General features: G+C 61.8%; 10 protein-coding genes. 2 read left to right on the top strand and 8 right to left on the bottom strand.

Features of this window, described 5'->3' with window-relative positions; genetic code table 11:
• Positions 1-4: 4 nt before the first annotated feature.
• Together VJR90_01660 and VJR90_01655 are read right to left on the bottom strand one after the other, a co-directional pair.
• Complete coding sequence (locus VJR90_01660) at positions 5-265, bottom strand: DUF5062 family protein (protein HKV96182.1); 261 nt, start codon at positions 263-265, stop codon at positions 5-7.
• Between the two features lie 18 nt (positions 266-283).
• Positions 284-703: a DoxX family protein gene (locus VJR90_01655; protein ID HKV96181.1), complete on the bottom strand. Its 420-nt coding sequence runs from the start codon at positions 701-703 to the stop codon at positions 284-286.
• A 168-nt stretch (positions 704-871) separates the two neighbouring features.
• On the opposite strand from VJR90_01655, the gene VJR90_01650 reads away from it, so the two are divergent.
• Positions 872-4129, top strand: coding sequence for a PDZ domain-containing protein (locus VJR90_01650; protein ID HKV96180.1), 3258 nt, complete (start codon positions 872-874; stop codon positions 4127-4129).
• Positions 4130-4195: 66 nt separating this feature from the next.
• Here VJR90_01650 and VJR90_01645 read toward each other — a convergent pair whose 3' ends face one another.
• The gene (locus tag VJR90_01645) at positions 4196-4699 is read right to left on the bottom strand and encodes a DUF1993 domain-containing protein (GenBank protein ID HKV96179.1); all 504 of its coding nucleotides are present in this window, start codon (positions 4697-4699) and stop codon (positions 4196-4198) included.
• A 260-nt stretch (positions 4700-4959) separates the two neighbouring features.
• Positions 4960-5577 (bottom strand): ABATE domain-containing protein, encoded by a 618-nt coding sequence (locus VJR90_01640; GenBank protein ID HKV96178.1) that lies wholly within the window; start codon positions 5575-5577, stop codon positions 4960-4962.
• Positions 5578-5693: 116 nt separating this feature from the next.
• Here VJR90_01640 and VJR90_01635 point away from each other — a divergent pair, with 116 nt between their 5' ends.
• Positions 5694-6290: a hypothetical protein gene (locus VJR90_01635; GenBank protein ID HKV96177.1), complete on the top strand. Its 597-nt coding sequence runs from the start codon at positions 5694-5696 to the stop codon at positions 6288-6290.
• On the opposite strand, the gene VJR90_01630 is transcribed toward VJR90_01635, so the two are convergent.
• From VJR90_01630 to VJR90_01615, 4 genes are all read right to left on the bottom strand, one after another.
• Positions 6205-7260: a 2-oxoacid:ferredoxin oxidoreductase subunit beta gene (locus VJR90_01630; protein ID HKV96176.1), complete on the bottom strand. Its 1056-nt coding sequence runs from the start codon at positions 7258-7260 to the stop codon at positions 6205-6207. The two genes, VJR90_01635 and VJR90_01630, sit on opposite strands and share 86 nt — an antisense overlap.
• A 309-nt stretch (positions 7261-7569) precedes the next feature.
• Positions 7570-9375 (bottom strand): 2-oxoacid:acceptor oxidoreductase subunit alpha, encoded by a 1806-nt coding sequence (locus VJR90_01625; GenBank protein ID HKV96175.1) that lies wholly within the window; start codon positions 9373-9375, stop codon positions 7570-7572.
• A gap of 2 nt (positions 9376-9377) precedes the next feature.
• Positions 9378-11180 carry an FAD-dependent oxidoreductase gene (locus VJR90_01620; protein ID HKV96174.1) on the bottom strand — a complete coding sequence of 601 codons (1803 nt, stop codon included), beginning with the start codon at positions 11178-11180 and terminating at the stop codon, positions 9378-9380.
• A gap of 163 nt (positions 11181-11343) precedes the next feature.
• The gene (locus VJR90_01615) at positions 11344-12627 is read right to left on the bottom strand and encodes a GGDEF domain-containing protein (protein ID HKV96173.1); all 1284 of its coding nucleotides are present in this window, start codon (positions 12625-12627) and stop codon (positions 11344-11346) included.
• Between the last annotated feature and the right edge of the window lie 173 nt (positions 12628-12800).

The following is a 12800-nucleotide window of genomic DNA, read 5'->3' as shown; positions in this document are numbered from 1 at the left end:
CGATTCATTTCAGCAGTGGATGGTCCTGAGGCAACTGCCTGGCATACCAGATAGCGAGCTTGTGGCGCATGGACTGCTGCGACACCTGGTCCTCGGGCAACGGCTGCATGAGCTTGTCGTGCACCAGCAGGCGGTAGATGTACAGAATCTTCTCGCTGGCCGAGTCCGTCGGCTCAAACACCGCGGCGCCGCGCTGCTCGGCATATTTCACGCCGGCGAGAATCGCGGCTTTCACCAACTCGGCCTCGTGCTTCAACTCCTTCATGCTGGCTGCCAGCGTGCCTCAGCTCACCGCAACCTTGGCCGCACGCGGCCGCCACAGCCACGCATCCAATCCCCAGGTTCCGCCTCCGGCCGCGGCGAAATACAGGAACACAAAGCAATAGAACACCGCCGCCTCTCCGGCATTCACCAACGGGAAGAAACCGCGCGGCGCGTGTGCCATGAAATACGCAAACGCCATTTCACCGGAAAGAATGAAGGCCACCGGGCGGGTGAACAAACCGAGCGCGATCAGCGCGCCGCCGAAGGTTTCCAGGACGCCGGCCAGGCCAATGAGCGAGAACAATTCTATGTGGCCCATGGATGCGGGATAGTGAAACAGCTTGGAGGTGCCGTGCTGCATGAACATCAGGCCGACAACGATGCGCAGCACGCTCAACATGCGCGGCGCGCTGCACTCCAGAAAGTTCTTGAAGGTCATGAAATTTCTTCTGTTCCTTGCTAGGGGAAATGGTATTTGACCGGACAGGCTCATGAAGTTCCAGCAGTTCCATCTCTTTCGTGCGCCGGTTTCCGCAACCTTGCCGTTAGCATAGCCTATACTCACCCGGCTTTGCGCCATCACTACCCACACCTTACGGAGTCTGTCATGCGCGTCGCCCTCGTTGCCCTGTTGTTCATTCTGTTTGCGCCTTTTGCTGCCACGGCCAATCCGCCCTTGCTCCTGCAGACCCCGACACTGTCGCGGACGCAAATCGCATTTGCCTACGGAGACGAGATCTGGATCGCGCCACGCACGGGCGGTGATGCGCGCGTACTGGTGGGCGGCAACGGCCTCGCGCGCGATCCCAAGTTTTCGCCCGATGGCAATCTGGTGGCCTATACCGGCAATTACGACGGCAGCGACAATGTGTATGTGGTGCCGGCGGCCGGCGGTGAGCCGCGCCGGCTCACTTGGCACCCCAATGACAACGGGGTGGTGGGTTGGACACCGGACGGCCAGCAGGTGCTGTTCAACTCGCACCGCGACAGCAACACCGATTCCAACCGCCTGTTCACAGTGCCGGTAACCGGCGGATTGCCCACGCAATTGCCACTGTCCATGGCCGAGGACGGTGCGCACTCTCCCGACGGCTCGCATCTCGCCTACAGTCCGGTATTCCAGTGGGAGCCGGACTGGAAAGGTTATCGCGGCGGCCAGACCACGCCCATCTGGATCGCGCGGCTCTCGGATTCCAGCGTAGTGAAGATTCCGCGTGACAATTCCAATGACCGCGATCCCATGTGGGTGGGCAACACGGTGTATTTCCTTTCCGACCGTGACGGACCGGTGACGCTGTTCGCCTATGACACACAAACCGGGAAGGTAACCAAACTGCTGAACAACGACGGCTTTGACATTGACTCCGCCTCGGCCGGGCCCGGCGCCATCGTGTATTCGCAGATGGGCAAACTGTACCTGTTCGACCTCAAGTCGCACCTCGCTACGCCGCTGAACCTGCACGTGGCGGGCGACATGCCGCAGCTGGCGCCGCATTTCGTCAAGGTGGCGAAGGATATTCTCACTGCGGAAATTTCCCCGACCGGGGCGCGCGCGGTTTTTGAAGCGCACGGCGAGATTCTCACGGTGCCGGCGGAAAAAGGCGATATCCGCGACATCAGCGCAACGCCCGGCGCCGCGGAGCGCGACCCTTCTTGGTCGCCGGATGGTAAATCCGTGGCGTATTTCTCCGACGCTTCCGGCGAATACGCGCTGTACATCCGCGATCAGGACGGCCTGAAACCGCCGCGCGTGATCAATCTCGGCCAGCCACCGTCGTTCTTTTATTCGCCGAGCTGGTCACCGGACAGCAGGAAAATTGCCTACAGCGACAAACGTCTGAATCTTTGGTATGTGGACCTGGATCATCCCGCGCCGGTGAAAGTGGATACCGATCTGTTCGACACGCCGCTGCACGAGTTTGACCAGTCCTGGTCACCGGATGGCAAGTGGCTGGCCTACACCAAACAACTGCCAAATCACCTGCGCGCGGTGTTCGTGTATTCGCTCGCCGACGGCAAGGCCCATCAGGTGACCGACGGCATGAGCGACTGCCTGTACCCGGTGTGGGACAAGGACGGCAAGTATCTGTATTTCACCGCCAGCACCGACATGGGACTTTCCACCGGCTGGCTGGACATGACCAGCGAAGCGCATCCGGTCACGCGCAGCGTGTACGTGGCGGTGTTGCGCCGCGACCTGCCCTCGCCCATCGCGCCCCTGAGCGACGATGAAAAACCCGCCGCATCCCCCAAACCGCCCGAAGACAAGAGCACGGGAAAAACCGCAGAAAAACCCGTGACGGTGAGCATTGATTTCCAGGGTCTGTTGCAACGCACCCTGGCGCTGCCGATCCAGGCGGCGAATTACGTGGGCCTGACCGCCGGCGAATCCGGCGTGCTGTATCTGCAGGAAGCGCCGCTGGTATTCATGGGCCGCGGACCCGCGCCTCTGAGCGTCCAGAAATTCACGCTTAAGGACCGCGAGACCAAACCGTTGTTAAGCGGTGTCGCGACATTTACCTTGTCCTTCAACGGGGAGAAGATGCTTTACCAGGTCAAGGACAACTGGTTCATTGCCAAGAGCGACGCGCCGCCGAAACCCGGCGATGGCCAGATCAATACCGCCGGCATGCAGGTGTGGGTAGTGCCGCGGCAGGAATGGAACCAGATGTACCGCGAGGTGTGGCGCATCGAGCGGGATTTCTTTTATGACCCACATTACCACGGCCTGGATCTCAAGCTCGCGGAACAGCGCTTTGCCGTGTATCTGCCCGGCATCGCCAGCCGCGATGATCTCAATTTCCTGTTCCGCAAGATGTTGTCCTACATGTCCGTGGGCCACATGTTCGTGCGCGGCGGCGCCGAACCGGAGATGAAGAAACTCAACATCGGTCTCCTGGGCGCTGATTACACGGTCGAGCACGACCGCTACCGCTTCACCAAGATCTACAGCGGCGAGAACTGGAATCCGCAATTGCAGGCGCCCCTTACCCAACCGGGCGTGAACGTCAAGGCCGGTGAGTATTTGCTGGCGGTGAACGGCCGGGCACTCACCGCGCGGGATAATCTCTACAGCTACTTCGTCGGCACCGCCGGCCAGCAGACGGTGTTGCGCGTGGGGCCGAATCCGGACGGCACGGGCGCGCGCGACGTGACCGTGGTACCGGTGGCGAATGAATTCCCCTTGCGTAATCTCGACTGGGTGGAAGGCAATCGGCGCCTGGTGGACAAGCTATCAGGCGGCAAGCTCGCCTACGTGCATCTGCCGGACACCGCCGGCGGCGGCTTCACCAGCTTCAACCGCTATTACTTCGCGCAGACCGACAAACTGGGCGCGGTGATTGACGAACGCTACAACCACGGCGGCCAGTTGGCGGATTACATCGTGGATTACCTGATGCGTAAGCCGATGAGCCGCGTGGCCACGCGTGAGGGCGAAGATTACACCGAGCCGACGCAGGCAATCTTCGGCCCCAAAGCCATGATCATCAACCAGTTCTCCGGCTCCGGCGGTGACGCCATGCCGTGGTATTTCAAGCGCATGGACATCGGACCGCTCATCGGCGAACGCACTTGGGGCGGGCTGGTGGGTATCGGCGGCTATCCGGTGCTTATGGACGGTGGGCGCATCACCGCGCCGCGCTGGGCGATCTACGGCCTGCACGGCCACTGGGAAGTGGAGAACCACGGCATCGCGCCCAACGTCGAGGTCTGGCAGGATCCGAAGCTGGTGCGCCAAGGCCACGACCCGCAACTGGAAAAAACCGTGGAAGTACTGATGCAGGAACTGAAAGCACATCCGGCAGCGGAGTTCCCGCGGCCGCCCTACCCCAACCACCACCCGCACTTGCCGCCGATCCAGTAGCGCGAAGTGTGTTGATAAGCAAAGGCCGCTCCAGCAGGGAGCGGCCTTTGCTTGCGTAACCGGGATTTACGCACCCAGGAAATCGTGTTTGCCGACTTCCACGCCGTTGTGACGCAGTATGCCGTAGGCCGTGGTGACGTGGAAAAACAGGTTCGGCAGCGCCCGTTCCAGCAGATACTCGCGGCCCTTGGTGTGCAGCGTGCGGTCGCGCATCTTCAATTCGATGGCGCGTTCCTCCGAGCCGTCGATTTGCGCGGGTTTCAGAGTCTTGAGAAAGGCAATGGTCTTGTCGAGGCGCGCGTACAGCTCTGCAAAGGTTTGCTCCTGATCCGCAAAGCTCGGTGGCTCCTGGCCGGCGAGGCGCGCAGCGCAGCCCTTGGCGGTATCGCTCGCGATCTGCACCTGGCGCACCAGCGTAAACATATCCGGATACAGGCGCGCGTTGACTAGCACCGCAGGTTCAACTTTTTTCGCCTGCGCGTAAGCGTCGCCCTTCTTGAGGATGGCGGACAAATTGGTCAGCGCACGGATGAACACCGGCACGGACGCCTGGTACATGGACAGCGACATGGGACACCTCCAGACAGATGGATTGTTTTTCGGAACCGGGAAAGCGGGGAATTTTACGCCTTCCGCGCGCGTGCGTGTCAGGACGGTCGCTGGAGAAGTTCGCTGCGCATGGAATCCGGCTTGCTCTTGATACCAGCTCGGCTGAATTTTGTTCCCCTCAGCGCGCGCAGGCGACGGTCAGTGATACAGGTTGTGGATGTCTTCCGGCTACCGGGGGCCGAAGCAAAACCCGCGCAAGCTTCGACGGTCCGAAATCATTTCTAAGTCACTGCAGCGGCTTTCAGCCGCTTGCGAAAGCGCCGCACCTTGGCGTCATTCCCACAGGTTTGCATGCTGCACCAGCGACGCGAGCTGTTCCTGGAGGTGTCCAGGAACAGCCAGGCGCAGCCGGGATGACACTCCTTGACACGTTCCAGCGGGCCGTCTTCCAGCAGCTCCACTGCTTTCCACGCGACAGGGCCGAGCAGAGCGCCAGGTGGTGCGCCCGCGAAGTTCCAATCGCTGCGCACTTTACGCCCCTCAAGGCTGAGCCTCCGCCACCCCACGGTTTTTTGCACCACGGCATTCAGATGGTCGAGCGCCGCCTGCGGCGGACCCCGCCCCTCTGCGATCGCCTGGAAAATGGCGCGCAGGGATTCCCGCAGGGTCTGGGCTTCCTTGAAGGCGCTCGTCTGGGCGTGCCCGCTGCCTTCGCTGAGTGCGCGCCGGCCCTGGGGGCTGATGAGATCAGCCTGCGCCGTCCAGGCCAGCAGGTCAGCATAACCGTGCAGGTAGTCGGGATGCCCCGCGGACGCCCAGGAAACGGTATTGACGAAGTCCAGGGCCGGGTGGCCGGCCACCCAATCCAGGGTCTCCAGATTACGAATCGGGGTATTCATAAGCTTCCACAATTTTTACCTGTAACCAGTGTATCACACTTGACTAGTTACAGTGTCCAGTCTATGCTGTAACCGTCTAGCTATAGCTAGACGGTTACAGCGGCGAGGGCCCCATCATGAATATTTCTGACTTGGACCTGAATTACTTCCTGCCCCTGTGGCACACCCTCGCGGATTATGTCCGTCAATACCCGCGGCCGCTGTGGCTGGCGCTGGTGGCGTATTTCCGCAGCTACCCGCCGATCGTGCTGGCCCATGCCCGGCTGCCGCGCGCCCCGGTGTTCGCCGCGGATCACCCGACAATCCTGCGGGAGTGGCGCGGACGTGTGCCGCGGGATAAAGCCGGTGCCTACCTCAGGTACCTGCGCCGCACCGGCCTGCGCGACTATGCCGCCACGCCCGGCCATCTGGGCACCTGGGTACTGCTGGATGAAGGCGTCAAGGAAAGCGAGATCGTGCTGCTGAGCCTGTGGGATTCGCCCCAGGCCATCCGCGCATTTGCCGGCGAGGATATCGGACGCGCGCGCTACTATCCGAAGGATGCAGGCTTTCTACTCGCGATGCCGCGGCGCTTGCGCCATTACCAGGTGGTGACGCGGTCGGGTCAGGCCGCAGTGCGGCGCAGGCTCAGCGATACAGGTTCTGGATTTCGTCCAGGGCCTTGGCGCCGGGGCAGAGCTCGGCGTACGGCAAATCACGCAGCGCTTGGCTGACGGTGTTGCTGATGTCGTGCATTTCGCGCTGATCTTCATCTATATAAAGCAGGCCGGTAACGATCTCGCCCTGCTTCTGGTGCTCGTACAGATAGGAATAAGCGTCGCCGCGGCTCTTGGGATTGTAGTCGCGCGACACTTTGCGCAGCAGCACTGTACTGCCGTCGTGCAGTTCCACCGGCATGGCCTCACCCTCGTCGTAGGCCGCACGGATGGGCTTTCTCGGCGGAATGAAATCCGCGTGCACGGCCGGATGATAGAACTGGCGGGTATGGGCGTAGCTCTTGGTGGAATCTTCGTGGTCGTTGAAGGTCACGCAGGGCGAGAGCACATCGAGCAACGCAAAGCCGTTGTGCATGATGCCCGCCTTGATGAGCGGTACCAGTTGCGCCTTGTCGCCCGAAAAACTGCGCGCCACGAAACTGCCGCCGAGCGTCAGCGCCGCGACTACCGGATCGATCGGCGGCTGCTGGTTGACCTCGCCCTTCTTGGCCTTGCTGCCGACGTCGGCCGAGGCCGAGAACTGGCCTTTGGTCAGACCGTAGACACCGTTGTTCTCGATTATATAAAGCATGTTGAGGTTGCGGCGCATCGCATGGATGAACTGTCCCAAGCCGATGGACAGCGAATCGCCGTCGCCCGAGATACCGATGTAATACAGGTTGCGGTCAGCGGCGTTGGCGCCGGTGGCGATGGACGGCATGCGGCCATGCACCGCATTGATGCCGTGGGCTTCGGACAGAAAATAGGTCGGCGTCTTGGAAGAGCAGCCGATACCGCTCATCTTGGCGACCTGGTAGGGCTCGATGTTGAGTTCCCAGAACGCCTGGATCACGGCCGCGGTGATGGAATCGTGGCCGCAGCCGGCGCACAGCGTGGACATGCTGCCCTCGTAGTCGCGCACCGTGAGGCCACGCTCGTTCTTGGCGAGCATGGAGTGGCTGACCGCGGGTTTGCGCATGAAACTCATACAATTCTCGTGCGAACAAAGTGAATGATGGCCGCCAAGTTGAACGTGACATCACGTTGTGCGCTGCCGAAATCCCCTCTCTTTCGAGCTTCGCAATCCTGCTTCGCCCGAAAGTCCAGGGCAGCCTCGAACACTCCGCAATCCTGCTCCGTGTCCGGGTCCAGGGCGGCCATCCATGGCCGCCCGCTCATCGCGGCGCAACTCGCCCCTGGCTGCCCGCTCTGAGCTTCGCTCCTCGCCCCCCTTTGCAAAGGGGGGCAAGCGTTTGGCGCGCGGGGGGATTTTTCCGCAATGTGCATTTCCGTTACCCTAAGCCACAGCAGGTTTGGCGAGCGCGCGGTTCACGCCCTCGACGATGCAGCGCGAATCCATGGGCATGCCGCCGTAGTGCAGGATGGAATTCAGTCTGTGCTTCTCCACGTGGGTTTCCAGCAATAACAGCGATCGCAACTGCGCATCGCGGTTCTGCTCGACCACGAAAATCCGCTCATGCTGGCTCAAGAATTCCTCCACCGCCTTGCTGAAGGGGAAACCGCGCACGCGCAGGTAATTCACCTCGGTGCCTTCGCGCGCGAGCACGTCCAGCGCCTCACGCACCGCCGCATCGCAACTGCCGAGCGAAACTACAGCGGTGGTGACGCCCTTGCGGCTCTTGATGACCGGCGCCGGCACCAGTTCCTTGGCCGTGTCGTGCTTGCGCCGCAGCCGGTCAAGCACGTCCTTATATTCGTCGGCGTCCTCGGTATAGCCGCCACGGCGGTTATGGCCGGAGCCGCGCACGAAGAATGCGCCCTTGGGGTGCACGCCGGGATAGGTGCGATACGGGATGCCGTCACCATCGGCGTCGGTGTAACGATGGAATACCTGCATCTGCTCCAGTTGTGCGCGCGTATAGACCTTGCCGTGGTCGGGAACGTAGTTCTCGTCCCAGCGAATCTTCGGCACCATCCAGTCGTTCATGCCGATGTCGAGATCGGAGAGCACGAATACCGGCGTCTGCAGCCGTTCGGCGAGATCGAAGGCCGCGATCGCCATGTGGAAACATTCACCCGGATCGGCGGGAAACAGCAGCACATGGCGGGTGTCGCCGTGCGAGGCGTAGGCGCAGAACAGGATGTCGCACTGCTGGGTGCGCGTGGGCATGCCGGTGGACGGACCCACGCGCTGCACATCGAACAGCACCGCGGGAATTTCGGCGTAATAGGCGAAGCCGATGAACTCGTTCATCAGTGAGATGCCAGGGCCGCTGGTGGGCGTGAAGGCGCGTGCGCCGTTCCAGGCCGCGCCCAGCACCATGCCGATGGCCGCGAGCTCGTCCTCGGCCTGCACGATGCAATACCGATGCTTGCCGGTTCCCGGATCCACGCGATAGCGCTCGCAGTATTCCTTGAAGGCGTCCATCAGTGACGTGGACGGCGTGATCGGATACCAGGCGCCCACGGTGGCGCCGGCGTACACGCAGCCGAGCGCCGCCATCATGTTGCCGTCCACCATCACCTGGTCATTGGTTTTGTGCATGGCCTCGAGTCGCAACGGCAACGGACAAGTGACGTGTTCCTTCGTGTACTTATAGCCAAGTTCGATGGCCTTGAGATTGCCGGCGATGAGTTTCTGCTTGTCGGCGAAGGTTTCCTTGAGCAGTTGCTCCACCACCTGCATGTCGATTTCCAGCAACGCCGCCAGCGCGCCCAGGTAACACACGTTTTTCATGAGCACGCGGGCACGCACGTTCTCGAACTCGCCGTTCACCAGTTGGGCGAACGGGATGCCGATAACAGTTACATCCTCGCGCACCAGTTGCTTGTCGCGCGGCCAGGTGGAGTCATATATAAGGTAGCCGCCGGCGCTGACCTCGGCGAGATCGCGCGCATAGGTCTGGGCGTTCATCGCCACCATGAGGTCCACGCGCCCGGAGCGCGCCAGGTAACCCTCGCGGCTCACGCGGATCTCGAACCAGGTGGGCAGGCCCTGGATATTGGAGGGAAAGAAATTTTTGCCTACTACCGGGATGCCCATGCGAAAGACGGCCTTCATCAACAGGCCGTTGGCGCTCGCCGATCCGGTGCCGTTGACGTTGGCGATTTTGATGACGAAGTCGTTGACGCGTGCGTTCATGTTCAAGCACGCTTGCGCACGGGCGCAACCGGAGCTGACAGATCGCCCGCGTAGGCAATTTTCACGGTAGATTTCTGCATGTCCCAGGCCGCCGTGGGACAGCGCTCAGCGCACAGCCCGCAGTGCACGCATTGATCCTCGTCCTTGACCATGACGCGTCCGGTTTGTTTCAGTGCTGCCGACACGTACAGCGGCTGCGTGAGATTCTCGGCCGGCGCTTTCAGGCGTGTGCGCAGCTCGGCTTCCTCGCCGTTGGCGGTGATGGTAAGGCAGTGCGTGGGACAGACGTCAATGCAGGCGTCGCACTCGATGCACAGCGGCGCGAAGAATACCGTCTGGATGTCGCAATTCAGACAACGCTCCACTTCCACTTCGGTCTGCTCGGCCGTGAAGCCGAGTTCCACTTCGATGTTGATCTTCTTGAAGCGCTCCTTGAGGCTCACGTGCGGCACCAGCCGCCGCGCGGACGGGTCATAGCTGTTGCTGTAACTCCACTCGTGGATTCCCATCTTGGTGCTCACGAGGTTCATGCCGTACGCCGGGCGCTCGGCAATGTCTTCGCCATTACAGTACCTGTGAATCGAGATCGCCGCCTGATGTCCGTGCTCCACCGCCCAAATGATGTTCTTGGGACCAAAGGCCGCGTCGCCGCCGAAGAACACGCCATTGCGCGTGGACTGCATGCTGGTCTTGTTTACCACCGGCACGTGCCACTGATCGAGTTCGATGCCGAGATCGTTTTCGATCCAGGGAAACGCGTTTTCCTGCCCGATGGCGAGAATGATGTCGTCCGCCGGGAAAAACTTCTCGCCGGTTTTCTTCGATTTCAGCCGGCCATTTTCTTCGTGGTACTCAAGCACCTCGAAATTCATGCCTTGCAGCTTGCCGTTCTCGACCACGAATTCCTTCGGTGAGTGGCACTCAACCATCGCTACGCTTTCCTCGACCGCCTCCTCCAGTTCCCAGTCGGACGCCTTGGTCAGGGTGAGCGGCTTGCGCGCCATGACTTTCACGTCGCTGGCACCGATGCGCAGCGACGAACGGCAGCAGTCCATGGCGGTATTGCCGGCGCCGATGATGAGCACGCGCGTGCCGACCGAATTTATGTGGCCGAAGGCCACGGATTCCAGCCAGTCAATGCCGATATGCACGTGCGCGTCATCGGCGTGGCGGCCGGGAATCTCGAGATTCTTGCCGCGCGGTGCGCCGCTGCCCACGAATACGGCGTCGAAACCCTGCGCGAGCAGCGCGCGCATGCTGTCGATCGGCGCACCCAGCTTCAGGTCCACACCCATGTCGAGAATCATGTCGATCTCTTCCGTGAGCACCGCGACCGGCAGGCGGAACGCGGGAATATTGGTGCGCATCAGGCCGCCCGGTTCATGCTGCTTTTCGAACATCGTGATCTGGTAGCCGAGCGGCAGCAGATCGTTGGCGACCGTAAGTGAAGCGCAGCCCGCGCCCACGCAGGCGATGCGCCTGCCGTTCTTCTGTTGCGGGATTTTCGGCAGGCGTGCACGGATATCTTCCCTGTAATCCGCGGCTACGCGTTTCAGCCGGCAGATGGCCACGGGTTTTTCATCCACGCGCCCGCGGCGGCAGGCAGGTTCACAGGGCCGGTCGCAGGTGCGCCCCAGGATGCCGGGGAACACGTTGGATTCCCGGTTGAGCATGTAGGCGTCGGCAAACCGCCCCTGGGCGATCAGGCGTATGTATTCAGGCACGTTGGTGTGGGCCGGGCACGCCCATTGGCAATCCACGACCCTGTGAAAGTAGTCGGGATGGGTGGTATCAGTAGGTTTCACTTGGACTCCGGAAACGCGCCATGTCCGCAGGTCGGAAGGCGCCGTGCGCCGCGCCTGCCTATTCCGTGAAGCATAGCCCAGCGCGCCAAAAATGACAGCTGCTTGCTCCGGATTCAGCGCATATCCGCCCGCCGCCGGCACGTCGGGACCGCGGAGTCCATGGTCAGTGGCCGTTCTGCAGTCTGACGGCTCCGGGCAACACGGGGTGCTGTTGGTGGCTGGCGCGCTTCTGATCGTACATGGAGCGATCCGCGCTATGCAGCGCGATGTCGAGCTCCTCGATGCTGGCGAACTCCGCCGCACCAACGCTGGCGCGCAGCTCCAGCGATGTGTCGCTGTCGGCGAGTCGCAGCGGCGGGGCGTTGGCGATGATTTCCTTGATGCGCGCCGCGGCCGTGCGCACCACCGCGCGCGGCATCACCACCAGGAATTCATCGCCACCCATGCGGTACAGCTTGTCGGACGGCCGCAGGCCGGCGCGCAATACCGAGGCCAAGTGCTGCAAGAGTGCGTCGCCATGCTTGTGGCCATACGCGTCGTTTACGTCCTTGAGGTTGTCCACGTCCAATGCCACCAGCACGCCGAAACTGCCTTTGGCGTCCTCCAGTCCGGTACCCTCACTGAGCGCGCGCCGGTTGTAGGCGCCGGTGAGCGCATCGATAAATGACTCGCGCAGCAGTTGCTCGTGCGCCACGCGCAACTCCCGGTGAGCGGTGTCTATCTCCCGGCGCAGGTCCTCGAACAGCACCAGCACCATGCCGAACGCCAGCAACATGCCAAGAATCAGGTCCAGATAATTGTTGGGGCCGTTCAGCAGGGCTTCCAGGCCCGCGGTCGCGTGTACCTGGGGTACCACGGTACTGGCCAACGCCATCAGATAGGCCAACCACAGCAATGCCATGGCTGCCAGCACCGTGCCGGTGGTGCGTGTCCCCAAGCTGCGGCGCGACTTGGGCAACGCGAGCATTGCGATTGCGCAAAACACAAATACCACCAGGTTGCAGAGTCCCTGCCAGAACATTACGGCCTGCAGACTGGAAGACGCGAGCACGGATGCCAGGGTGATCGCACCCACTCCGGCCCACAACCAGCGCATGAAGCCAAATGACTCATGCGCCCCGCCCTTGAGGTACAGCAGCGTGCCATGCAGCAGCAGCAGCAGAAACGCCAGCTTCCCGAACTGATAGATGAAATTGCAGCCCGTGACCCACCGATCCATGCCGGAGCCTTGGCCCAGGACCAAAGGCAGCAGGTTGTAGCGCAGGGTGAGCGCGGCCAGGCCTATGGCGAGCGCAATCCAGGCGCTGCTCCAGGCACGGAAGTACGGCCGTCGCAGCGCATGCCGTCGCAGCAACAGGAACAACACGACCAGCAGCACAGCGGCTGCCAGCTGGCTGAACAGGCCAAAATTAAGAAGCAAGCGGGCGTCTATGGCATTAATCTCCAAGGCCGACTCCCTGGTGTGAACCGGGACCTGTCCAAACAACGCGGGTGCAAGCGAAATCAGGCCCTCCAAACGGGCTTCAACATGATGCGCCTGAACATAAAACGGGGACAAGACCGTTAATCGGTGGTTTTTCGCCATTCATACCCGGTACGCCGCAGCTTGCATGGGTCAGG

It is taken from the genome of Gammaproteobacteria bacterium, assembly GCA_035279405.1.
Lineage (GTDB): Bacteria > Pseudomonadota > Gammaproteobacteria > Natronospirales > REEB76 > REEB76.
This window is presented reverse-complemented; position numbering and strand designations above follow the sequence as displayed.

Coding starts and splice junctions, on each gene's coding strand:
- VJR90_01660 (HKV96182.1), bottom strand. CDS start 265: ATGAAGGAGTTGAAGCACGAGGCCGAGTTGGTGAAAGCCGCGATTCTC.
- VJR90_01650 (HKV96180.1), top strand. CDS start 872: ATGCGCGTCGCCCTCGTTGCCCTGTTGTTCATTCTGTTTGCGCCTTTT.
- VJR90_01655 (HKV96181.1), bottom strand. CDS start 703: ATGACCTTCAAGAACTTTCTGGAGTGCAGCGCGCCGCGCATGTTGAGC.
- VJR90_01630 (HKV96176.1), bottom strand. CDS start 7,260: ATGAGTTTCATGCGCAAACCCGCGGTCAGCCACTCCATGCTCGCCAAG.
- VJR90_01635 (HKV96177.1), top strand. CDS start 5,694: ATGAATATTTCTGACTTGGACCTGAATTACTTCCTGCCCCTGTGGCAC.
- VJR90_01640 (HKV96178.1), bottom strand. CDS start 5,577: ATGAATACCCCGATTCGTAATCTGGAGACCCTGGATTGGGTGGCCGGC.
- VJR90_01645 (HKV96179.1), bottom strand. CDS start 4,699: ATGTCGCTGTCCATGTACCAGGCGTCCGTGCCGGTGTTCATCCGTGCG.
- VJR90_01625 (HKV96175.1), bottom strand. CDS start 9,375: ATGAACGCACGCGTCAACGACTTCGTCATCAAAATCGCCAACGTCAAC.